Annotated in this window: 16 protein-coding genes; 3 read left to right on the forward strand and 13 right to left on the reverse strand. The window is 67.8% G+C overall.

Annotated features, from left to right (window positions below):
• Positions 1-4 precede the first annotated feature (4 nt).
• Positions 5-964 (reverse strand): VacJ family lipoprotein, encoded by a 960-nt coding sequence (locus E9536_RS15185; RefSeq protein ID WP_059693247.1) that lies wholly within the window; start codon positions 962-964, stop codon positions 5-7.
• Positions 957-3,590: an MMPL family transporter gene (locus E9536_RS15190; RefSeq protein ID WP_027790210.1), complete on the reverse strand. Its 2,634-nt coding sequence runs from the start codon at positions 3,588-3,590 to the stop codon at positions 957-959. The genes E9536_RS15185 and E9536_RS15190 overlap by 8 nt, the downstream gene beginning before the upstream one ends.
• A gap of 323 nt (positions 3,591-3,913) precedes the next feature.
• Here E9536_RS15190 and E9536_RS15195 point away from each other — a divergent pair, with 323 nt between their 5' ends.
• Positions 3,914-4,510, forward strand: a complete 597-nt coding sequence (locus E9536_RS15195; protein WP_027790211.1) for an ABC transporter substrate-binding protein — start codon at positions 3,914-3,916, stop codon at positions 4,508-4,510.
• Between the two features lie 170 nt (positions 4,511-4,680).
• Here the strand turns inward: E9536_RS15195 and E9536_RS15200 are convergent, their stop codons facing one another.
• The 5 genes from E9536_RS15200 to E9536_RS15220 form a co-directional block, all read right to left on the reverse strand.
• Positions 4,681-5,862 carry a fimbrial protein gene (locus E9536_RS15200; RefSeq protein WP_136470095.1) on the reverse strand — a complete coding sequence of 394 codons (1,182 nt, stop codon included), beginning with the start codon at positions 5,860-5,862 and terminating at the stop codon, positions 4,681-4,683.
• Positions 5,850-8,333, reverse strand: a complete 2,484-nt coding sequence (locus E9536_RS15205) for a fimbria/pilus outer membrane usher protein (RefSeq protein WP_247873458.1) — start codon at positions 8,331-8,333, stop codon at positions 5,850-5,852. Before E9536_RS15205 ends, E9536_RS15200 begins: the two co-directional genes overlap by 13 nt.
• 216 nt (positions 8,334-8,549) lie before the next feature.
• Positions 8,550-9,323, reverse strand: a complete 774-nt coding sequence (locus E9536_RS15210; RefSeq protein WP_060174092.1) for a fimbria/pilus periplasmic chaperone — start codon at positions 9,321-9,323, stop codon at positions 8,550-8,552.
• 89 nt (positions 9,324-9,412) lie between these two features.
• Positions 9,413-9,961, reverse strand: coding sequence for a fimbrial protein (locus E9536_RS15215; protein WP_027790215.1), 549 nt, complete (start codon positions 9,959-9,961; stop codon positions 9,413-9,415).
• A 274-nt stretch (positions 9,962-10,235) separates the two neighbouring features.
• Positions 10,236-10,877, reverse strand: coding sequence for a TetR/AcrR family transcriptional regulator (locus E9536_RS15220; RefSeq protein WP_136470097.1), 642 nt, complete (start codon positions 10,875-10,877; stop codon positions 10,236-10,238).
• Positions 10,878-11,021: 144 nt separating this feature from the next.
• Between E9536_RS15220 and E9536_RS15225 the strand changes: the two genes are divergently transcribed.
• A complete protein-coding gene (locus E9536_RS15225) occupies positions 11,022-12,545 on the forward strand; it encodes an MFS transporter (protein ID WP_136470098.1) in 1,524 nt (507 codons plus the stop codon).
• 45 nt (positions 12,546-12,590) lie between these two features.
• On the opposite strand, the gene E9536_RS15230 is transcribed toward E9536_RS15225, so the two are convergent.
• The 3 genes from E9536_RS15230 to E9536_RS15240 all read right to left on the reverse strand — a co-directional run bounded on the left by E9536_RS15230 (position 12,591) and on the right by E9536_RS15240 (position 16,361).
• Positions 12,591-13,235: a response regulator transcription factor gene (locus E9536_RS15230; protein WP_027790218.1), complete on the reverse strand. Its 645-nt coding sequence runs from the start codon at positions 13,233-13,235 to the stop codon at positions 12,591-12,593.
• A gap of 29 nt (positions 13,236-13,264) precedes the next feature.
• Positions 13,265-14,650: a cache domain-containing protein gene (locus E9536_RS15235; RefSeq protein WP_027790219.1), complete on the reverse strand. Its 1,386-nt coding sequence runs from the start codon at positions 14,648-14,650 to the stop codon at positions 13,265-13,267.
• A 148-nt stretch (positions 14,651-14,798) separates the two neighbouring features.
• Positions 14,799-16,361: a sensor domain-containing diguanylate cyclase gene (locus tag E9536_RS15240; protein ID WP_136470099.1), complete on the reverse strand. Its 1,563-nt coding sequence runs from the start codon at positions 16,359-16,361 to the stop codon at positions 14,799-14,801.
• A 352-nt stretch (positions 16,362-16,713) separates the two neighbouring features.
• On the opposite strand from E9536_RS15240, the gene E9536_RS41425 reads away from it, so the two are divergent.
• Entirely contained in the window at positions 16,714-16,872 is a 159-nt protein-coding gene (locus tag E9536_RS41425; protein ID WP_168799533.1) for a hypothetical protein, read from the forward strand.
• A gap of 81 nt (positions 16,873-16,953) precedes the next feature.
• On the opposite strand, the gene E9536_RS15245 is transcribed toward E9536_RS41425, so the two are convergent.
• From E9536_RS15245 to glcF, 3 genes are read right to left on the reverse strand one after another with little or no spacing between them, the layout of a single operon-like run.
• A complete protein-coding gene (locus E9536_RS15245; protein ID WP_124546474.1) occupies positions 16,954-19,128 on the reverse strand; it encodes a malate synthase G in 2,175 nt (724 codons plus the stop codon).
• A 41-nt stretch (positions 19,129-19,169) separates the two neighbouring features.
• Positions 19,170-19,574 carry a heme-binding protein gene (locus tag E9536_RS15250; protein WP_027790222.1) on the reverse strand — a complete coding sequence of 135 codons (405 nt, stop codon included), beginning with the start codon at positions 19,572-19,574 and terminating at the stop codon, positions 19,170-19,172.
• Between the two features lie 20 nt (positions 19,575-19,594).
• Positions 19,595-20,815: a glycolate oxidase subunit GlcF gene (gene glcF, locus E9536_RS15255; RefSeq protein ID WP_136470100.1), complete on the reverse strand. Its 1,221-nt coding sequence runs from the start codon at positions 20,813-20,815 to the stop codon at positions 19,595-19,597.
• Positions 20,816-20,824: the final 9 nt, after the last annotated feature.

The raw sequence follows: 20,824 nt of genomic DNA on the forward strand, positions 1-20,824 counted from the left end.
AGCGTTACTGCGCGGCCGGACTGCTCGCAGGCGTTGCCGGCGCGGTTGCCGATGCCGCGGCAGGCGCAGCAGCCGGCGTGCTCGCCGGCATCGCACCGTCCGCACCCGGATCGTCGTACTGCGGCAGCCCCGGCGCGGCCGGTGCATTGTTCGGCGCAGCGCCCGGTGTACCGCCCGACTCGCCCGGATCCTCGTAGTTCGGCAACCCCGGCACGGCAGGCGTCGCGGCCGGCACGGCGCCCGATTCACCCGGTTCGTTGTAGGTCGGCAGCGTCGCGGACGACGACTGGCTGCGATACGTCAGCGACTTGCGCTGCTGCAGGTACGCGTCGCGCACGAACGAATACGGATCGAGCGCGGCCTGCTTCAGCAGGTCGGTCGCGCCGAGCAGGTCCGAGCGCGCGCTGATGAACTGCGCGATGTACATCGGGTTGCGCGCGGCCGGCTCGATGTAGTTGAGCAGGTTGAAGCGCACGTCCACCGCGCGGCCGACGCCGTCGCGGAACGTGCTCGGCCCGAACACGGGCAGCACGAGGTACGGGCCCGACGGCACGCCCCAGCGCGCCATCGTCAGGCCGAAATCCTGGTGATGCTTCGGCAGCCCGGCCGGCGTCGCGATGTCGATCAGGCCGGCGACGCCGAACAGCGAGTTCATCGCGACGCGCATCAAGTCCTGCGTCGCGTCGGTGATGCGCAACTGCAGCAGGTTGTTCGCGATGTTGCCGAGGTCGCCGAGGTTCGAGAAGAAGTTGCTGATCGCGGTGCGCACGGGCGTCGGCGTGACCTTCTGGTAACCCTTCGCGATCGGCTGGGCGATGTTCGTGTCGACGGTGTCGTTGAACTTGTACATCGCCCGGTTCATCGGCTCGAGCGGGTCGTTGGGGTTGCGGTTCGGTCCCGTCGCGCAGCCGGTCAGCACTGCGCTGGCGGCAACGGTCGCCGCAATGATTCGCACCTTATTCATTGATTCCTTGCGATTGGTTCTTGGCGCGTTTGACGCGCGGTTTGCCCATCAGGACGGGCTGGAACACCACGGCGCCGATCAGCGTGCAGGTCAGGGCCAGCGCGAGCAGCTTGCCCATGCTCGACGTGCCCGGGTGGTGCGACAGCCACAGGCTGCCGAATGCGGTCGCCGTCGTCGCGGCGCTGAACAGGACGGCGTGCGTGAGGCTCGAGTGCAGCAGCCCGGTTTGCCCCCCGCGCCACGCCATCACGAAATACACCTTGAACGCGACGCCGACGCCGAGCATCAGCGGCAGCGCGATGATGTTCGCGAAGTTGAGCGACATGCCGAGCACGACGCACAGTTCGAGCGTCACGATGCCCGACACGAGCAGCGGCACCAGCGTGCGCAGCACGTCGCCGAAGCGGCGCAGCGTGACCCACAGCAGGATCGTGATCGAGATGATCGACCACAGTGCCGCATGCAGGAACGCGTTGATGATCGTGTCGGCCGAATGCAGGATCGAGATCGGCCCGCCGGTCGCGCCCGGCTCCGCGGCCTTCACGGTCTTCGCGAAGCGGCGCAGCATCGTGTCGTCGTTCGGGTCGACGCCCTTCGGCACCTTCGGCGAAATCTGCACGAGTGCGTGGCCGTCCGGTGCGACCCAGTCGCGCACGAGCTGCGGCGGCAGCGATTCGCGCGTGATGTCCTGCGGCTGCAGCAGCGAGGCGAGCTGGTTGAGCGCGATGCGCAGCGTGTCGGAGAACGCACGCTCGGCGCGGTCGCGCGTCGCGGCGTCCGCAGCGGCGAGTTTCGCGAGCGAGGCCGACAGGTGCTGCGCGGCGGCCGCGCCCGGGCCCGGGTGATCTTCGGCAGCGTAGCTCAGCAGGTCCGACACGCGCTTGAGCGCGGCGACGCGCTGCGCGTCGGTCGCGGGCGGCGCGGCCGGCTGCGTCAGCGCGGGCAGCAGGTCGCTCGCGGCCGCGGCGATCGCCGCGCGCTTGGCCGGCTGGTCGGCGGGGATGAAGGTCGACAGCGTGGTCGTGCGGCCGACTTCAGGCAGCGCGTCGAGGCGCTTCGCGGCCGCGTCGGCATCGGCGAGCGACGGCGCGAGCAGCGTGACGTCGTTGACGGCGGCTTCCGGCGAATCCTTCAGCGCGAGCAGTGTCGCCATCGATTCGCTGTGCGGGTCCTTCAGGTGCAGCGGGTTGAAGTCGAAGTGGAGGAACGCGAGCAGCGGCAGCGCGCCGATCACGACCACGAGCGTGCCGATCAGGATCGGCTTGCGATGGCGATCGAGGTAGTCGTCGACCGGCGCGAGCCACGGGAAGCCCGGCGTCTTCGATTCGCCCGGCGGCGCGAACAGGCGCAGCAGCGCCGGCAGCAGCGTGATCGTGGTCAGCAGCGCGACGAACATCCCGACGCCCGCGATCAGGCCGAGTTCGGACACGCCGCGATAGGCGGTGGGAATGAACGAGAAGAAGCTCGCCGCGACGGCCGCGGTGGCCAGCGCGAGCGGCATGCCCATCGAGTGCGCGGCGCCGATCAGCGCGTGATCGATGCGCGGATCGCGGAAGCGCTCCTCGCGGTATTTCACGCCGTACTGGATCGAGAAATCGACGCCGAGGCCGACGAACAGCACCATGAACGCGACCGAGATCATGTTCAGCGAGCCGACCATCGCGAGGCCGAGCGCGGCGGTCACGACGAGGCCGACGAACAGCGTGACGAGCACCGAGCCGATCATCCGCTTCGAGCGCAGCGCCAGCCACAGGATGACGAGCACGGCGAGCAGCGTGAGCGCGCCGTTGAGCGCCGCGCCATCTTCGACGGACGCGAATTCGTCGTCGGCGAGCGGCTGCTCGCCGGTCAGGCGCACGGCGGCGCCGTAGCGCTTCTCGAGGTCGAGCGAACGGGCCGCGTCGCGGATCACCTGGCTGGTTTCCGCGCCGGCCTTCAGCGCGCCGTAGTTGACCACCGGCTGCACGGTGACGAACGCGCGCGCGGGCTGTCGCGCGGCATCGTTGTCGACCAGCGCGCGCCACGAGAACGCGGCGGGCTTGCCGGCCAGCACGTCGTCGACCGTCGCGGCGCTGCGTGCGAGCAGCTTCGCCATCGCGGGCAGTTTCACCTGGCCGGTCAGGAGCGGCTGGCCGAGCGTGGTGGAGAGTGTGGTCGCGAGGCCGGTCAGGCTCGGGTTCTTCGCGAGTTCGTTGACGAGCGGGCGTGCGCTCGCGAGCTGCGAGGTGGTATCCGTGACCTCCTGCGGCGACAGGAACAGCAGCCCGTTGTGCTCGAAGAACGGCCCGCCGCCGGGCTCGGCCACCTGGCCGATGCGGCCGGCGTCGGCATCCTTGCGCAGCGCTTCGGTCAGCGCATGCGCGGCGGCGTTCGCGAATTCGGGCGCCGGCGCCTCGACGACCGCGAGGATCGTGCCGTTGCGTTGCGGGAACGCCTTGTCGACGGCCTGGCCGAGGGCGGCCCATTGCGGCTCGGCATCGACGAGCTTGCTGATGTCGGTGTTGATCTTGAAATGCTGCGCGACATAGACGCCGCTGAGCGCGGCGATGACGAGCGACAGGACGACGACCCAGACGGGGCGGCGCACCGACCATGCAACGAGTCGGACGATGAGAGATGTCACCATGTGGCGGTGGGGAGCGGCTGGCAAGGGCAAAGTAGCCAAGTATACCGGCGCGACGTGGCGGCGGTCGTGACGTTGGGGGTTTCGGGGCGGGAAGGAGATTTGTTCGCGACGGCGGAATCGATACCGATGGCTCGCCGGTTTGTAAGGGGATATTTACATAATCGGCGCCGCGCTGCGTCGTCGCGCCGCCGCGCGCCTGTGACAAAGGAACCTGAAAGGTAACAGTCGGTCACGGCGGCGCACCGAGGCGTCGGGCCCGGTATACTTTGCTTCGTCGGCCGGTGCAATGAACCGGTCGTTTTTTCTCATCGAGCGATATTCGTATGAAACGTCATCTGTTTGCTTTCGTCGCGGCGGCCGCCGTGTCGGTTTCCGCTTTTGCGCAGAGCGCGCCGGTCGATATCGTCCGCAATGCGGTCGAAGGTACCGTCAACGCGATGAAGGCCGATCCGGCCGCGCGCGGCGGGGATATGGCGAAGGTCTCGGCGGTCGTCGAGCAGCGCTTCCTGCCCGCGACCAACTTCGAGCGCACGACCCGCATCGCGGTCGGCGACGCGTGGAAGCAGGCCACGCCGCAACAGCAGCAGGAGCTTTACAAGCAGTTCAAGCTGCTGATGACGCGCACCTACGCCGCGTCGCTCGCGCAGCTCGGCAGCCAGGACGCGAAGTTCTCGTTCAAGGCCGGCGGCGCGTCGGGCGCCGACGCGCTCGTGCAGTCGACGGTCACGACGCCGGGCGACAGCCAGTCGGTCGGCTATCGTCTCGGCAAGGTCGGCAACGACTGGAAGATCTACGACATCGACATGTCGGGCGCGTGGCTGATCCAGGTCTACCAGGGCCAGTTCAAGAGCCAGCTCGCATCGGGCGGGATCGACGGCCTGATCGCGTATCTGCAGAAACACAATTCGCGGACGAACTGACGGCTGCTGCGCGGTTCGGAATCCGGATGCATGAAGGGCGCCCTCGGGCGCCCTTGTTTATTTACCCTGGGGCGTGGTGGGCAGTCGAACGACCGACGCGTCCGCACGTCCGGGCGTGCCCGCGCAAATCCAGGCCGCCTCCGCGCACATCGAGGTTCGCTGTGCGCGACTTACTGATACGTCATGGTGAAGGTCAGCACGGCGTTTGCGCTGCCGGCTGTGACCTTCGCGGCCGTCTGGTAGTACCTGGCCGTGAGGGGGATCGTGTAGGAGCCGCCGGTCGATTTGCTGTAGCTCGTCAGCGTGTACTGCGTGTTGTATTTCAGCGCGTTGCCGTTGCCGTCCTTCAGTTGCAGGCCGATACCGGTGGCCGTCGAACCGCTCGACAGCGCCAGCACGCCGTTGGTGCTGTCGAGGACGGCATTGACCGGGATGAACTGGTACTGGATCGAGTTCAGGCCTGTCGGGCAGGCGTTGACCGCCACGTTGAACGAGACGGCCTGCTTGTTGGTCGAGCCGATGCCCGTGAATTCCGACTGCATGGGCGAGCCCATGTTGACCGTCACGTTCGGCGTGGTGCACGCCGCGACGTTGACGATGGTCGAGGTCAGCGAATACGACACGTGGCTCGAAGCGGAGACCGCAAACGGGCCGTTGATGTTTGCTCCCCCCGTCGAGGGCGCTCCCTCGAACAGCACGCCGCCCGTCACCGTGCCCGCCGTGATGGCGCCGGTCTTGACCAGCGCCACCTGAACCTGGCCGCCGTTGTTGACCAAACTGCTCGTACCGTTCAGGTTACAGGCCCACCCAGCCCAAGGGCTGGGTAGCGGCGGCCTCGGCGTGCCGAGATCGTCCCATGGCTGCCATCCGCAACCGTTCGCATAGGAACGCACGCCGATCGCGACACCGACGCCTGGCACATTGGTATTCCAGACCGTATAGGCCACACCATTCGGCCCGGCCACCGTCATGCCGGCCTTGGTCATCGACAACGCTTCGAAGGCCATACCCGAGAATGCAGAACCCGACACGGTGCAACTATAGAAGTTGGTGGTGGCCGGAGTACTGGCCCAGGTAGTCAGCACCGTACCGATCGCGGCGTCGCGCGGGATCGTTACCGAAGCCGGCATCGAGATCGTCACCGTCTGCGCCGTGCCCGTGCAACTGGCGCTCTGCGCAAACGCGGCACGCGAACCCAGGCCAGGCATCAACGCTACCAGCGCGAGCAGCCAGAACACCACGCGGCCCCAGCCGCGCGCCGATTTCGCCTGCCGGCGCGTCGCGGCCGGTTTTTCGTTCTTGTTCATCTTCTTTCCCAGGTTCATCGCATCCGCTGCGCTCATTTCGTGCATACCGCCTCCGAGTCGATCCAGCGTTGCTTGCTCGTCTTGTTTTCCGTTGGCAGCGTGTAGGAGAGCGAACAGTGATCGCCATCCGTGTCGCCCCACTTCACCTTCAGCGTGCCGGTATCCGTCTTCACGCCGCGCAGCACGACGCGGCCATCCTGCGCGACTGTGCCGACGTTCTGCCCCGCCGTATCGCTCACCTCCGCGCCGAACGGAACCGGCTCACCATCGGCCATGCGCGCGCGCATGATTACCGCGCGTCCGCCGCCCTCGGTCTCGTACTTCAGCCGCACCACCGCACCCGCGGTCGGCGCGACGTGCTGCGCACTGGATTTGAGCTCGACGCTCATCGGCACGCCCTTCGGATCGATTTCCACCTCGTTGGTCGAGAACGGCGTCAGGGTCGACACCAGTGCATGACCGAACCGATCGATGCGCAGGCCGCTGCCGGCCGTCACGCGTGCGCCGTTTGCGTCCTTGGCCTCGACGATCGCCATCGTCTCGCCCATGGTCGGCGCAAAGGCCACGCCGCCGGCATAGGCCACCATACCGCCCGAGATGCCGCCGCCGTACTGCGTAAAGCCGGTGCCCTTCGAAGCGTTGCCCGACAAGGTCGCATACGGCGACATGTAGGACACGTTGCCGCCGACGTTGGCGGTCGCCCCGGTGCCGCTGCCGCGGGTATGGCCGACGTTCACGCCATAGCTGAGCGCGTTGTCGATGCCGAGCGAGCCGGTCAGCGACTGCTGGACCAGGGTTGCGCCATGGCTGTCGTGTTGCAGGCTGGTCGACGAGTACAACGTGCGCGAGCCGAAGTTCAGCGGGATCGACACGTTCAGCATGAAGCGGTTGTCCCAGCGGTTTTGCGTCGCGTCGAATTGGCGCGCGACCGACACGCCGTAGTTGATGCGCCGGAAATTGTTGCTGTAGCCGGCCTGGAACTGCGTGTCGTTGCCGCTGCGATTCCAGTAATTGACGGTCGAGCCGGACAGGTAGAACGAGCCCCAGCCTTCCGGCAGGCCCTGGTTCAGCATGACCTGGAACTGACCGCGGCGCACGCCGCCCGACAGCAGGCCGTTCATGCCGCCGGTCTGCTGGCTGCGCAACTGCATGGCGTCCTGCAGGCCCAGGTAACCGCTGCTCGAATAACGATAGGCGGCCACCGCGATATTGGTATTGGTCGGACTGATCAGCTTGCTGTACGAGAGCTTCACGCTCTGGCCGTGGCGTGTGCCCAGGCCGGGCAGGTCGGTGTTGGCCTGCGTGATGTCCAGCGCGAACGAGCCCAGCCCGGTGTTGAGCGCGACGCCGGCCAGGCCTGCCAGGTAGCCGGGCGCGGCCGTCATGCCGCCGTAGCCGGTGATCAGGTTGGTGAAACCGTGCTGTACGGTCGCCTGGAACAGCGCGGGCTTGCTCGACAGCAGCGGACTGCGGTACTGGCCGGCCGTCACGCTGAAACGCGTGATGCCGGGCCGCAGCGAACTGACGGCCGACGCATACGGCACCTTGAAGGTGTGGATGCTGCCGTCGGCTTCGGTCACGATAACGTCGAGGTCGCCGCCATAACCGGTCGCATAGAGATCGTCGATCTCGAACGGGCCGGTCGCGACGGTGGCGCTGTAGATGATGTTGCCGTTCTGGCGCACCTGCACCAGCGCATTGCTGTTGGCGATGCCGTGGATGGTCGGCGCATAGCCGCGTTGCGATTCCGGATACATGCGCTCGTCGCTGGCGATCCGCACGCCGCGAAAGCCCACGCTGTCGAACATCGTGCCGTCGGTGAACGCGTCGCCGATCACGAGCTGCGCCTTCAGGCGCGCGATCGAGCGCTGCAGGCTGGTCTGCACGCTCTGGTAGTGCGTGCCGCCGTGCGTGTCGTAGGTGGTGTTGCCGTTGTGGCGGAAGCGCCAGGGCCCGACGTTCAGGCCGGCGGTCAGGCCCAGGTAGGCCTGGGTCGACGAGGCGCCCTGGTTGTCGGCGCGGTAGATGTTGCCGTTGTACGACAGCAGCGCAGCCGGCACGCCCTCGTCCCAGTAGCGCGGATCCACGTAGCCGCGCGCCGCGCGGCTCAACGAGGCCTGCGGGATGCTGACGTCGAGCCGCTGCTCGCCATTGTCGAAAGTGGCGACGGCGTCCGGCACCAGCATGCCGATCGTCGCGCAGGCATGGTTCGAGTCCGTCAACATGAGCGTCGCTTCGGGCGACAGCTTCGCGAGATCCACCCCGACCTGCTGCAGCAGCTCGCGATCGAAGCAGGGCTGGACGTTGTTTCGGCTGTCGCCCACCTGGCGCAGCGTGATCGCGGTACGACCGATCCAGTTCGTGTTGACGTACAGGTCGGCGCGATACGAACCCGGCGCCGCGGCATTGCCTTTTTCGAAGCGACTGACGTCCACCCGCGTGCCGCCCGGGCGCTGCAGGAACAGGTCGTCGAACTGGACTTCCGCCACCTGTGTGGCGCTTGTGGTCTGCGCCATCGTGCCAGTCGACGCGAACACCGACAGCGCGAGCAGGAAGCACGGGCGCGGGCGCCAGCGCACGAATGGCGGCAAACTCGAAAGACGTTGGATCACGATAGGCACCCGAGCGTGAGCAAGCCTCCGCCCTGCCCGGGCGGGCATGCTTGGTCTTGCTGTGGAAAGGACGTGGCGCGCTACCCGCGCCTCGCGCAATGGAAGAGAGTCAGTCGCGCATCATCGCGACGGTGCGGCGGTGTCTGACCGCAATGGCGTCTCGCCGATGACCGAGCCGCCGTAGTCGTTCAGCGTCGTGTAACGCACGCTGGCGCCGGCCGAGCCGGGCACATCGCCTTTCAGCGGGAAGGCGCGCGTCTCGCCCGGCCCGACCATGCCGCCATCGTCGAAGATTGCGCTGCGTCCGCCCGACTGCACGCTGATCGTGGTCAGCGACACATGGAACGGCGTCGGGTTGTGCGCCTCGATGGCCGGTTTGCCGTCGGCCTGTGTGAGCCGCCAGGTGAGCTGCGCCGGCGCGTCGGCCGATGAACCCGCGAGTTTTTCCGGACGATAGAACAGCTTGATGCGCGAACGGAATGCGAGCTGGATACGGTTCATGTCCGCGTCCGCCGCGCTCGGCTTGGGCGGCACCTCGAGCACGTTGAGCCAGAACACCGACTCGTGATCCTGCGGCATGGGCTCGCCGGTGTAGACGATGCGCAGCGTCTGCGATTTGGACGGATCGATCCGCGAGATCGGCGGCGTGACGGTGAAGGGCACCTTGGTCGTGGACGGCGCGCCGCGCACGTCACCTGTATCGACCCACGACTGCACGAGCGCGGGCGACTGGCCGGCGTTCGACAGCTTGAGCGTGACCTCGGATTCGCTCGCGGCATAGATTACGCGCGTGCCACCGATCACCACCGATGCATCGGCGGGCGTTGCCAGGTAGCCGAGCCATGCGGCGCATGCGGTGGCGATCGCGCGCCGGAGGGTGTTTCGAAGCTTCATGATGGAGATCGATGCAGGTAGCGAGCACGAGGGGCGGTGCGACGTCGTGCCGCTCCGCCCGATCTTGCTATGTATAACTAAGTGATTGGTTACTGATAAACGAGCGAGTACATCACGCTTGACGTCGCCGCGCCTGCCGTTGCAGCGCCGGTTGCGAAGTACTGCGCGTAGTAGTTCAGCGTGGCGGTGCCGGTCGAGCTGATTGCGACTGACTTCGAGTTTTGCGAGGCGTCAGCTGCGCCGATCTTGATAGGCGAATAGGTGCCGTCGCCGTTCAGCAGCTGGATCTCGACGTTGGTCGCGCCGCCGGCGGCCAGGATCAGGTTGCCGGTGGCGGTGTCGACCGTCGGGCCCGGTTCGAAGTAGGTGTGGACGTTGCCCGACGCCGGCGTGCAGGCCGTCAGCGCGATGTTGAAGGGCGTGCGGTTGGCCCACTGGCCTGCGGCGGCCAGCGCGCTGGTCGCCACCGATTGCAGCGGCACATTGAAGTTGTTCGAGCCGCTGCCGTTGCCGTTGATCGTGCAGGTTTGCGCGGTAACGCTGCCGTTGAACGTGATCGTGCCGTCGGCTGCGGATGCGATTTGCGACGCAGTGGCTGCAGCCACGAACAACACGGCGGTAATGAGTTTGGTTTGCATGTTTTTGGTTTCAGAAAGAATCGATCTGGATGGTGATACGACGCCGACGCGATATCCGTTGACAGCGCGACGCGACATCCAACGGCGACCCGAAAAGGCATCACACGGCCGAATATTATGTTTTCGGCTTGGTTACACTTGGACAGAACGAATCCTACTGGCGTCAACAATTCGTAAGATGAACAATTGTCACTTTGCGATGGCACCAATGAAAAATGCCGTTCAGCGTGACTGAACGGCATTCGCCTTCGGGTGCCTGGTTCGTTGCCGTGCGTCAGGTGCCGGCGCCGAGCATCCGCAGGCAATCGTCGACCACCGCGTCGACGAACGCGGTGCGATCCGTTTCCGGCGCCGCGATGATGTGGTCGGTCGCGCCGTGCACGCCCGCATAGATCAGCAGCGCGGTGACCTGCGGGTGCGCGAGCCGCCACGTGCCGGCCCGTGCGCCGCCGTCGAGAATCTCGCCGAGCTGTTCGAGGATCGCGTTCTTGTCGGCATTCGCGCGATCGTGGTGATGGTGATTCGCGTAGACGATGTCGTGCGTGCGGTAGGTCGCCGCGTAGGTTTCGATGTTGGTGCGGATCCACGCGCGCAGGCGCGCGAGCCAGTCGTCGGCGTCGCACGCGTCCACGGCGTGGTGCAAACGGTCGAGGAACGACGCCGTGTAGCGCTGCGCGAGCGCGGCGAGCATGTCGGATTTCGATTCGAAGTAGTGGTAGAACGTGCCCTTCGCCACCTGCGCGTGCTCGACGATCTCGCTGATGGTCGTCGCTTCCACGCCCTGCGCGAGGAACAGCCTCTCGGCCGCGGCCATCAGCTCCTCGAGGCGCACTTCCGCCGGCTTCGTGCGCGGCAGCTTGCCCGCCGGCGCGTCGTCCTTTCCTGTCGTGGTTCCTGCCTTTGTCCTGTCCGTCATCGCGCGGCTCGACGCCCGTTCGTGCAAAGCCCGCAGTTTAGGCCAGCGCCCCGTTCACGGCCAACGCAATCCATTGACCGACGGTCAGTCGATATATATGATGCGAATCATTCTCATCTTCGTGCCCGTGAAGGGCCGACCGCCATGCCTCGCTACCGTCGCGCCGCACTCGTCCTGGCCGCCTGTCTCGGCACCTTTCTCGCCACGCTCGACATCAGCATCGTCAACGTCGCGTTGCCGACGCTGCAGACGGCGCTCGATACCGACATCGGCGGCCTTCAGTGGGTCGTCAACGCGTACGCGCTCGCGCTGTCGGCGTTCATGCTGTCGGCCGGCCCGCTCGGCGATCGCTACGGACACAAGCGCGTGTGGCTCGGCAGCGTGGTCCTGTTCACGGCCGGGTCGGTGGTCTGCGCATGCGCGAGCCGGCTCGAGCCGCTGCTGATCGGGCGCGCGATCCAGGGGCTCGCCGGCGCGTTGCTGATACCGGGCGCGATGCCGATCCTCACGCATGCGTTTCCCGATGCGCGCGAGCGTGCCCGCGCGATCGGCGGATGGTCCGCGTTCAGCGCGCTCGCGCTGATCCTCGGGCCGCTGGTGGGGGGGCTGCTCGTCGAGCATGGCGGATGGCAGGACATCTTCCTCGTCAACGTGCCGATCGGCATCGTGACCGTGCTGCTCGGCGCGTGGGGCATTCCGGAGCGCCGGCATCCGCAGCACGCGGCGTTCGATCCGCTCGGCCAGGCGCTGAGCGTGGTCTGGCTCGGGTTGCTCACCTACGGGCTGATCGGCATCGGCGAAGCCGGCGCGTCGCACGTGAAGGTGCTCGTCCTGCTCGCGGGCGCCGCGGTGGCGTTCGTCGTGTTCGTGCGTGTCGAAACGCGCGTCGAGCGGCCGCTGCTGCCGGTCTGGCTGTTTCGCGACCGGCGGCTGGTGCGCGCCAATCTCGCATCGTTCGTGCTCGGGTTCTCGGGGTACAGCAGCCTGTTCTTCCTGTCGCTGTTCCTGCAGCAGGCGCAGGGGCGCACGCCCGCCGCCGCCGGCTGGCAACTGATGCCGCAGTTCGTGATGACGGCGGTCACGTCGATGCTGTTCGGGCGCATCGCGGCGCGTATTCCGTTGCACGGGCTGATGGTGGCCGGGTACGGTCTGGTCGGCGCGATGCTCGCGGTCATGGCGGGCTTCGGTGCGGGAACGCCGTATGTGCCGGTCGGCATCGCGCTGGCGGTGCTCGGGGTCGGCATGGGGCTCGCGGTGCCCGCGACCGGCATGACCGTGATGGAACTCGCGCCGGCCGAGCGTGCGGGCATGGCGTCGGCGACGATGAACGCGTTGCGCCAGACGGGGATGAGCATGGGCATCGCGGTGCTCGGCAGCATGATGAGCGTCGGTGCGCTGCACCGGATGACGGCCGCGATGCAAGCGGCCGGCAGCGCGCAAGCGGATACGCTGGCGCGGCAGGCGGTGATGGAGCATGTGTTTGCGGCGGGACAGCCGGCGCTGCTTGGCGCGTATCGGGATGCGATGGCGCACGGGTTTTCGATCGCGGTCCTGTGTTCCGGAATCCTCAGTGTGGGTGTTGCTGTGATGCTGATGATGCGGCGTGAAACGAAGAATCAATCGGGGCGCGCGGCGGCGGCGTGTGTGACGTCTTCACAGCCGGAATGATGCGGCTTGCCGGCCGAGCCTTTTGCAGCAGATCGCGGTGCCGACCTACCTTCGCCGATGCTCGACCGCGAACTTGATCAGCTCGGCCTGCCCCTCGATCTCCAGCTTGCGCTTCAGGTTGAGCCGGTGCGTCTCGACCGTGCGCACCGACAGCCCTGTCTGCTGCGCGATCTGCTTGCTCGACAGCCCTTCAGCCAGCGCGTCGAGGATGTCGCGTTCGCGCGGCGTGAGCCGGTCGAGCGGCGACGCGGTCGTGCTCGCGTGGATCATCCGCGCGGCGAGCCCTTCGCTGAAGAACGTCTGGCCCGCCAGCACCGTGCCGATCGCGCGCACGATCTCGCTCGCGGGCGAATCCTTCAGCAGGTAGCCGCTCGCGCCGGCACGCACGGCCTGCGTCACGTATTCGACGTTGTCGTGCATCGACAGCATCAGCACGCGGATGCCCGGAAAGCGTTCGTGAAACACGCCCGCGAGCGTGATGCCGTTCATGCCGTTCATGCCGATGTCCATCAGCGCGAGATCGGGTTCGAGCGACGCGGCGAGCGCGAGCGCCTCGTCGGCGTTGCCGGCTTCGCCGACCACGGACAGGTCGGCCGCTTCGAGCCGCATCCGCAAGCCGTCGCGCACGAGCGGGTGATCGTCGACGAGCAGCAGTCGGGCGACGGGCCGGGCGGTGTCGGGGGCGCTCATGCGTGAAAGGTCTCCTGTGATGGGGTGCGTCATGACGCAGCGCCGGGCAGCGGCACGCGCGCGGCGACGATCGTGTGGCCGACCTGCGACGTGATCGTCAGCGTGCCGCCGAGCGCGTCGAGGCGCTCGCGCATGTTGCGCAGGCCGATGCCGTGGCGCACGTCGGCCTGCGAGCGTTCGGCGTCGAAGCCGCAGCCGTTGTCGGCGATGGTCAGCGTGACGGATTGCGCGCCGACGTCGAGCGTGACGGCCGCGCGCGACGCCCGCGCATGATGCACGATGTTGCTCAACGCTTCCTGCGCGATCCGGAACAGCGCGGTGTTGACCGCCGCGGGCAGCGGCCGCGCGCCGCTGTGCGCGACCTGCGTGTAACCGATGTCGATGCCGCTTTCGGCGCCGAGCTCGCGCACCAGCTGCTCGAGCGCCGCCGCGAGGCCGAGATCGTCGAGCATCGCGGGGCGCAGCGCATGCGAGATGCGCCGCACTTCACGCAGCGTGTCGCCGAGCCGCACGACGCCCGATGTCAGCGCCTGCTCGGCCTCGGGCATGCGCGCGGTGCCGCGTTCGAAGCGCGCGAGCGCGGATTCGAGCATCAGCTTCGCCGATACCATCATCTGGCTGATCCCGTCATGCAGCTCGCGTGACAGCCGCGCCCGCTCCTGTTCCTGCGATTCGACGACGCGCTGCGCGAGCAGCTTGAGCTTCGCGTCGGCGCTGCGCGACTCGCTGACGTTCAGCACCAGCGCGCACACGGCGATCGCGGCGGCACCCGTGAGCGCGATCGCGGTGAGCCAGCTCATCGTGCGCTCGATGTTCGCGGACGCGCGCGCGTCGATGCGCTGCAGCGCGGTGTCGACATCGTCGAGATAGATGCCGGTGCCGACCATCCAGCCCCAGCGTTCGAGCGCGATGACGTAGCCCAGCTTCGGCGCGACGCGGCCCGTCGACGGCCGCTGCCACGCGTAGCGCACATAGCCGCCGCCGCTCGACGCCGCGCCGATCAGCTTCTGGATCGTCAGCGCGCCCTGCGGGTCGCGCATCGACCAGTAGTTGTGGCCGACACGCTCGGGCTCGCGCGGATGCATCAGGGAATTGCCGTGCAGGTCGTACACGAAGAAGTAACCGTCCGGGCCGAAATCCATCTTCTGCAGCATCGCGAGCGCCTGCGTGCGCAGCAGCGCGTCGTCGCGCGCATTGCGGCCGCTCGCGTCGTAGAGCGGCATGATCGCGCTCGTCGCGAGCTCGACGTAGTGCTTGAGTTCGACCTCCTTGCTCGACATGTACGCGGCCTGGATCGTCGCGTGCTGCGTGCGCGCGAGGGACGTCGCCTGCTGGCGCACGCCGAAACCGATGCCGGCGATCGCGAGCAGGAACGGCACGATGGCCAGAAGGAAGATCTTTGCCTTGAGTCTCATGGTGGTGCGAAGCGGCCGCGCACCCGCGCGGGCCGGCCGGGCCAGGCAGCCGCGCGGCGGCGTGTCGAGGCGACATTGTCGGCGATTTTGCGCGCGGGCGGCGACAGTGGCCGGCCGGCCGCCCTGCCGTCGCCCGGCGGCGGCCCGTTCAGGCCCGCCGCGCCGCGAGGCCGCCGGAGGGGGCCGCGTGCACGACGATGCGGTTGCGCCCGCCTTCCTTCGCGCGATACAGCGCGTCGTCGGCCAGCTTCAGCGCGGCCTGCATGTCGTCGTCGTGTTCCGGATAGCTCGTCGTCACGCCGATGCTCACCGTCAGGCGGCCGGTCGCCCCGGCGTCGTGCCGGATGCCGAGATCGAGGATGCCGGTGCGGATCGTCTCGGCGATCGACGCCGCGCCGTCCGTATCGACGTCGGGCAGCACGACGACGAACTCCTCGCCGCCGTAGCGCGCCGCGTAATCGGCCGGGCGGCGCAGGCAGCCGGCGATGCAGTGGCCGACCGCGGCGAGCGCGTCGTCGCCGGCCTGGTGCCCTTGGGTGTCGTTGTAGCGCTTGAAGTAGTCGACGTCGATGAACAGCAGCGACAGCGCGTGCTGCGAGCGCGCGGCCCGGCGCCACTCGCGTGCGAGCGTGACGTCGAGCATGCGGCGGTTGTCGAGGCCCGTGAGGCCGTCGGTGCGCGCGAGCGCCTGCAGTTCGGTTTCCGCGCGGTGGCGCTTGCGCAGCTGCACGTCGAGCAGCAGCGACAGGCCGACGAAGCCGATCGCGAGCGCGACCATCGCCGAGCCGATCGGAATCGCACGGTCGTACCACGCGGCGTAGGTATCCGCTTCCGAGCGCGCGACCATGATGATGAGCGGCAGGTGCTCGAGATGCCGGAACACGTACAGGCGGCGCACGCCGTCGATCGACGCGGTATCGGCGAAGCTGCCTTCGTTGGCGGTCATGAACCGCCGGAACGTGCTGGCGTGGCTGATGTCCCGGCCGACGATCTTCGGGTCGTACGGCTCGCGCGCGACCATCTTGCCGTCGGTGTTGATCAGCGCGATCGAGCCGCGATCGCCGAGCGACAGCCGCGAGAACAGGTTCTGGAAATATTCGAGCCGGATCGACATCACGGCGACGCCGCCGAACGCGCCGTCGGGCCCCGTGATCCGCCGGCTGAGCGCGATGCTCGGCGAGCCGCCGCGCAAGCGCGAATGATACGGGGGGCTGACGTACAGGCCGACGTCGGGATGGTCGCGGTGCATCGTGAAGTACGGCTCGTTGCCGAAGTTGGCCTTGCGCGGCACGTCGCTCTTGCCGTCGACCGCGATGTCGCCCTTCGCGTCGAGCACATAGATGCCGCCGAGGTACTTGGCCGTCGTCGCACGGTCGAACAGCACCTGGCGGCGCAGCGGCATCGGCAGCTTGACGACATCCGGGTCGTTCTCGCCTTCGACGACGGCCTGCAGCGACAGCGAATAGATCTCGATGTTGCGCTCGATGTCCCACGACGCCATCAGCGCGAGATTCTGCTGCATCGAGATCGAGCGGTCGCGCGCGTCGATGCGGCCTTCGTACAGCACGATCCCGCACAGGGACAGCAGGAGCAGCGCGATCAGCAGCCCGGTATAGAAGATCAGGTGCGGCAGCAGGAACCGGCGCAGATGTGCGGCGACACGGCTCGTCAGGCCGGATTCGCTGGGCACTGCGTAATCGGTTTCTGCCATGGTCCGTGGATCGATGGGCATTGCCGCCGGGCGGCGGGCCGATGCAATTGTTCGTATGACGTGGCGGCGGCGATCCGCCACGCGTCCATTCGACGCCTTCCTGCCGGCCGGCGAGAAAATGGACACTGATTACCGGGAATCGCGGCCAGATATACCGGTAAATCGAGCATTTACTGGTGACATCTACGCCGATTCAACGATCCGAGGAATCGGGCAGTGCGAATTCAACGGAGTATAACGCGCGCGTTCGCGCGCGCGGAAAATGTTGCGGGCCGTTGATCCGGATCAAATTTCAGTGAATTCCCGGGCTTGCGAATATCCGGCAAAGCGTTCCAGCGCAAGGCTGTACGGCATGAGCGGCGAAACCGCGGCGCGCGGCCGCCGATTCCATCGGGTTAACGGCAGGCGAGCAAAAAAAATGAAGGCGTCGATATGCGCCGATTATTCGTTTCAGCAGCCGGGCGAACGCGAAAATGAAAACGGGCGGCCGTTGCGGCCGCCCGTTTCGTGAAGCCCGGCGTACGGGCTGCCGGCATATGGGCTCCCGGCGTACGGGCTTCCGGCACGCCGGAAACCCGCGGCACGGCCGTGCTTATCCGCCGTGCTGTTGCGCCTTGAACGCGAGCCGGAACCGGTGCAGCAGCGGCTCGGTATAACCGCTCGGCTGCGACGTGCCCTGCAGCGCGAGCGCGCACGCGGCCTTGAACGCGGTCGACTGGTCGTAGCCGGGCGCCATCGGGCGATAGTTCGGGTCGCCGGCGTTCTGCTGGTCGACGACGCGCGCCATCCGCTTGAACACGTCGAGCACGAACGCCTCGGTGATCACGCCGTGGCGCAGCCAGTTCGCGATGTGCTGGCTTGAAATGCGCAGCGTCGCGCGGTCTTCCATCAGGCCGACGTCGTGGATGTCGGGCACCTTCGAGCAGCCGACGCCCTGTTCGACCCAGCGCACGACGTAGCCGAGGATGCCCTGCGCGTTGTTCTCGACTTCGCTCAGGATCTCGGCTTCGCTCCACGCGGCGCGCTCGACGACCGGCACGGTCAGCAGCCCTTCGAGCAGCGTGTCGCGTTCGCTCGCATACGGCGTCTTCTCGAGCTCCTGCTGGACGGCCTGCACGTCGACGAGGTGATAGTGCAGCGCGTGCAGCGTCGCGGCGGTCGGCGACGGCACCCACGCGGTGTTCGCGCCGGCGCGCGGATGCGCGATCTTCTGCTCGAGCATCGCGTGCATCAGGTCGGGCATCGCCCACATGCCCTTGCCGATCTGCGCGCGGCCGCGCAGGCCGGCCGACAGGCCCGCGAGCACGTTGTTGCGCTCGTAAGCCTGGATCCACGCCGACGACTTCATGTCGCCCTTGCGGATCATCGGGCCCGCTTCCATCGCGGTGTGCATCTCGTCGCCGGTGCGGTCGAGGAAGCCGGTGTTGATGAACGCGACACGCGCGGCGGCGGCGGCGATACACGCGGCGAGGTTTACGCTGGTGCGGCGCTCCTCGTCCATGATGCCCATCTTCAGCGTGTTGCGCGGCAGGTTGTACAGATCCTCGATGCGCGCGAACAGCGTATCGGCGAATGCGACTTCGACCGGGCCGTGCATCTTCGGCTTCACGATGTAGATCGAGCCGGTGCGCGAGTTGCGCTTCGCCTTCAGGTCGTGCAGCGAGCACAGCACCGTGACGACGCCGTCGAGGATCCCTTCCGGAATCTCGTTGCCGTCGCGGTCGAGCACCGCGCCGTTGGTCATCAGGTGGCCGACGTTGCGCACGAACAGCAGCGAGCGGCCGTGCAGCGACAGCGTGCCGCCGTCGGGCGTCGTGTACTCGCGGTCGGCGTTCAGGCGGCGCGTGAAGGTCTTGCCGCCCTTCGCGACTTCCTCGACCAGCGTGCCCTGCATCAGGCCGAGCCAGTTGCGGTAGAGCTGGACCTTGTCGTCGGCGTCCACCGCCGCGACCGAATCCTCGCAGTCGATGATCGTGCTGACCGCGGCTTCGAGCACGACGTCCTTCACGTTCGCGAGATCGGCGCGGCCGATCGGCGTCGATGCGTCGATCTGGATCTCGAGGTGCAGGCCGTTGTGCTTCAGCAGGATCGCGGACGGCGCGTCGGCCGCGCCCTGGTAGCCGACGAACTGCGCCGGCTGCGCGAGGCCCACGATTCCCTTGGCGGTTTCGACGGCGAGCTGGCCGTCCTGCACGCGGTAGCGCAGCGCGTCGCGGTGCGAGCCGCTCGCGAGCGGCGCCGCGTTGTCGAGCACGTTGCGCGCGTAGTCGATCACGCGCTGGCCGCGCGTCGGGTTGTAGGCCGTGGTGCGTTCGGCGCCGCCGTCTTCAGGCAGTGCGTCGGTGCCGTACAGCGCGTCGTACAGGCTGCCCCAGCGGGCGTTCGCGGCGTTCAGCGCATAACGCGCGTTCGACAGCGGCACGACGAGCTGCGGGCCGGCCTGCGTCGCGATCTCGCTGTCGACGTTCGCGGTGGCTGCCGCGACGTTCGACGGAACCGGCACGAGGTAGCCGATTTGTTCGAGGAATGCGCGATACGCGGCGTGGTCGCGCACCGGGCCGGGGTGCGCGCGGTGCCAGGTGTCGAGTTCCTGCTGCAGGCGGTCGCGTTCCGCGAGCAGCTCGCGGTTGCGCGGCGCCAGGTCGTGCACCAGGGCCGAGAAACCGCTCCAGAACGCGGCCTTGTCGATGCCGGTGCCCGGCAACGCTTCGTTTTCAATGAACTGGCTCAGCGCTGGCGCGACTTGCAGTCCTGCTTGGTCGATCATCGTTAATCCTCCCGGGGAAAAATCGCGCGCGGCTTGGCTGGTCATACCGCGACGCTTTGTGTGCCGGCGCGGGCAATCTGCGCGTCCTGTTCGGACTTTACGCCAGACACGCCGATCGCGCCCGCGATCCGGCCGCCGACCGTGACCGGCACGCCGCCTTCGAGCAACCCCGTCAGCGGCGCGCTGAGAAACGCGGTGCGGCCGCCGTTGATCATATCCTCATACGCCTTCGTCTCGCGCCGGCCGAGCGCCGCCGCGCGCGCCTTGTCCTGCGCGATACAGGCGCTGGCCGGCGATGCGCCGTCCAGGCGTGCAAACGCGAGCAGGTGGCCGCCGTCGTCGACGACGGCGATCGACACGGCCCAGCCGTGGCGTTCCGCTTCCGCGCGGGCGGCGGCGAGCATGCGGTCGGCATCCGCCAATTCGAGTTCGGGTTTCGTCTGCATGGAGATCCTCCGGAATCAGGTCAGTTGACGAGTCGGTTGTCGACGAGCTCGATCCAGTGGCGCACCGGCGTGCGGCCCGCGCCGTTCAGGTGAGTCTGGCAGCCGACGTTGGCCGTGACAATCAGGTCCGGCCGCGCGGCTTCGAGCGCATCGAGCTTGTTGTCGCGCAGCGTCGTCGCGAGTTCGGGCTGCGTCAGCGAATACGTGCCGGCCGAACCGCAGCACAGATGGCCGTCAGCGACATTCGTCAGATCGAAGCCGAGCCGCGTCAGGATGTTTTCCACCGCGCCGCCGAGCCGTTGCGCGTGCTGCAGCGTGCACGGGCAATGAACCGCGACGCGGCGCGGCGTCGACTCGGCCAGCGCGTCGAGCGGCTCGGCCGCGATCACTTCCGCGAGGTCGCGCGCGAGCGCGCTGACGCGCTGCGCTTTCTCCGCGTAGACGGGGTCGGAGCGCAGCAGGTCGCCGTATTCCTTCACGAACGCGCCGCAGCCGCTTGCCGTCAGCACGATCGCTTCCGCGCCCGCTTCGATCGCGGGCCACCATGCGTCGATGTTGCGGCGTGCGCGGGCGAGGCCGGCATCCTGCGCGTTCAGGTGATATTCGGTCGCGCCGCAGCAGCCGGCCTCGCGCGCCGGGCTCACGCTGATGCCGAGCCGGTCGAGCACGCGCGCGGCGGCCGCATTGGTGTTCGGCGACAGCGACGGCTGCACGCAGCCCTCGAGCATCAGCACGCGCCGCGCGTGGCGCACGGGCGGGCGCGGCGCGGCCGCGGGCACGGCGGCCGGGATCTTGTCCCGCAGCGTGCCCGGCAGCAGCGGGCGCAGCGCGCGGCCGGCCTTCAGCAACGCGGCGAACGTCGCCGGGCGCGGCACGACGTGCCGCAGCCCCGCGCGCAGCAGGCGCTCGCGCGCGGGCCGCTGCGCACGCTTTTCGGCTTCCGCGCGGCCGATGTCGAGCAGCGTGTGATAGCGCACGCCGGACGGGCAGGTCGTCTCGCAGTTGCGGCACGTCAGGCAGCGGTCGAGATGCCGCTGCGTGCGTTCGCCACACGGCTCGCCTTCGAGCAACTGCTTGATCAGGTAGATGCGCCCGCGCGGCCCGTCGAGCTCGTTACCGAGCACCTGGTAGGTCGGGCAGGTCGCATTGCAGAAGCCGCAGTGCACGCACGCGCGCAGGATCGCTTCCGCTTCGTCGGCCCGGGCGAGGGCCTTGCTTGCTTCGCTGAGATTGGTTTGCATCGGCGGGTC

Source organism: Burkholderia sp. LS-044 (assembly GCF_004803625.1).
Lineage (GTDB): Bacteria > Pseudomonadota > Gammaproteobacteria > Burkholderiales > Burkholderiaceae > Burkholderia > Burkholderia cepacia.

What these genes read in the sequence shown, in the direction of transcription:
- E9536_RS15225 (WP_136470098.1), top strand. Translation starts at nt 11,022, where the DNA reads ATGCCTCGCTACCGTCGCGCCGCACTCGTCCTGGCCGCCTGTCTCGGC.
- E9536_RS15200 (WP_136470095.1), bottom strand. Translation starts at nt 5,862, where the DNA reads ATGCACGAAATGAGCGCAGCGGATGCGATGAACCTGGGAAAGAAGATG.
- E9536_RS15250 (WP_027790222.1), bottom strand. Translation starts at nt 19,574, where the DNA reads ATGCAGACGAAACCCGAACTCGAATTGGCGGATGCCGACCGCATGCTC.
- E9536_RS15215 (WP_027790215.1), bottom strand. Translation starts at nt 9,961, where the DNA reads ATGCAAACCAAACTCATTACCGCCGTGTTGTTCGTGGCTGCAGCCACT.
- E9536_RS15220 (WP_136470097.1), bottom strand. Translation starts at nt 10,877, where the DNA reads ATGACGGACAGGACAAAGGCAGGAACCACGACAGGAAAGGACGACGCG.
- glcF (WP_136470100.1), bottom strand. Translation starts at nt 20,815, where the DNA reads ATGCAAACCAATCTCAGCGAAGCAAGCAAGGCCCTCGCCCGGGCCGAC.
- E9536_RS15190 (WP_027790210.1), bottom strand. Translation starts at nt 3,590, where the DNA reads ATGGTGACATCTCTCATCGTCCGACTCGTTGCATGGTCGGTGCGCCGC.
- E9536_RS15195 (WP_027790211.1), top strand. Translation starts at nt 3,914, where the DNA reads ATGAAACGTCATCTGTTTGCTTTCGTCGCGGCGGCCGCCGTGTCGGTT.
- E9536_RS15245 (WP_124546474.1), bottom strand. Translation starts at nt 19,128, where the DNA reads ATGATCGACCAAGCAGGACTGCAAGTCGCGCCAGCGCTGAGCCAGTTC.
- E9536_RS15235 (WP_027790219.1), bottom strand. Translation starts at nt 14,650, where the DNA reads ATGAGACTCAAGGCAAAGATCTTCCTTCTGGCCATCGTGCCGTTCCTG.
- E9536_RS15205 (WP_247873458.1), bottom strand. Translation starts at nt 8,333, where the DNA reads ATGGCGCAGACCACAAGCGCCACACAGGTGGCGGAAGTCCAGTTCGAC.
- E9536_RS15210 (WP_060174092.1), bottom strand. Translation starts at nt 9,323, where the DNA reads ATGAAGCTTCGAAACACCCTCCGGCGCGCGATCGCCACCGCATGCGCC.
- E9536_RS15185 (WP_059693247.1), bottom strand. Translation starts at nt 964, where the DNA reads ATGAATAAGGTGCGAATCATTGCGGCGACCGTTGCCGCCAGCGCAGTG.
- E9536_RS15240 (WP_136470099.1), bottom strand. Translation starts at nt 16,361, where the DNA reads ATGGCAGAAACCGATTACGCAGTGCCCAGCGAATCCGGCCTGACGAGC.
- E9536_RS41425 (WP_168799533.1), top strand. Translation starts at nt 16,714, where the DNA reads ATGAGCGGCGAAACCGCGGCGCGCGGCCGCCGATTCCATCGGGTTAAC.
- E9536_RS15230 (WP_027790218.1), bottom strand. Translation starts at nt 13,235, where the DNA reads ATGAGCGCCCCCGACACCGCCCGGCCCGTCGCCCGACTGCTGCTCGTC.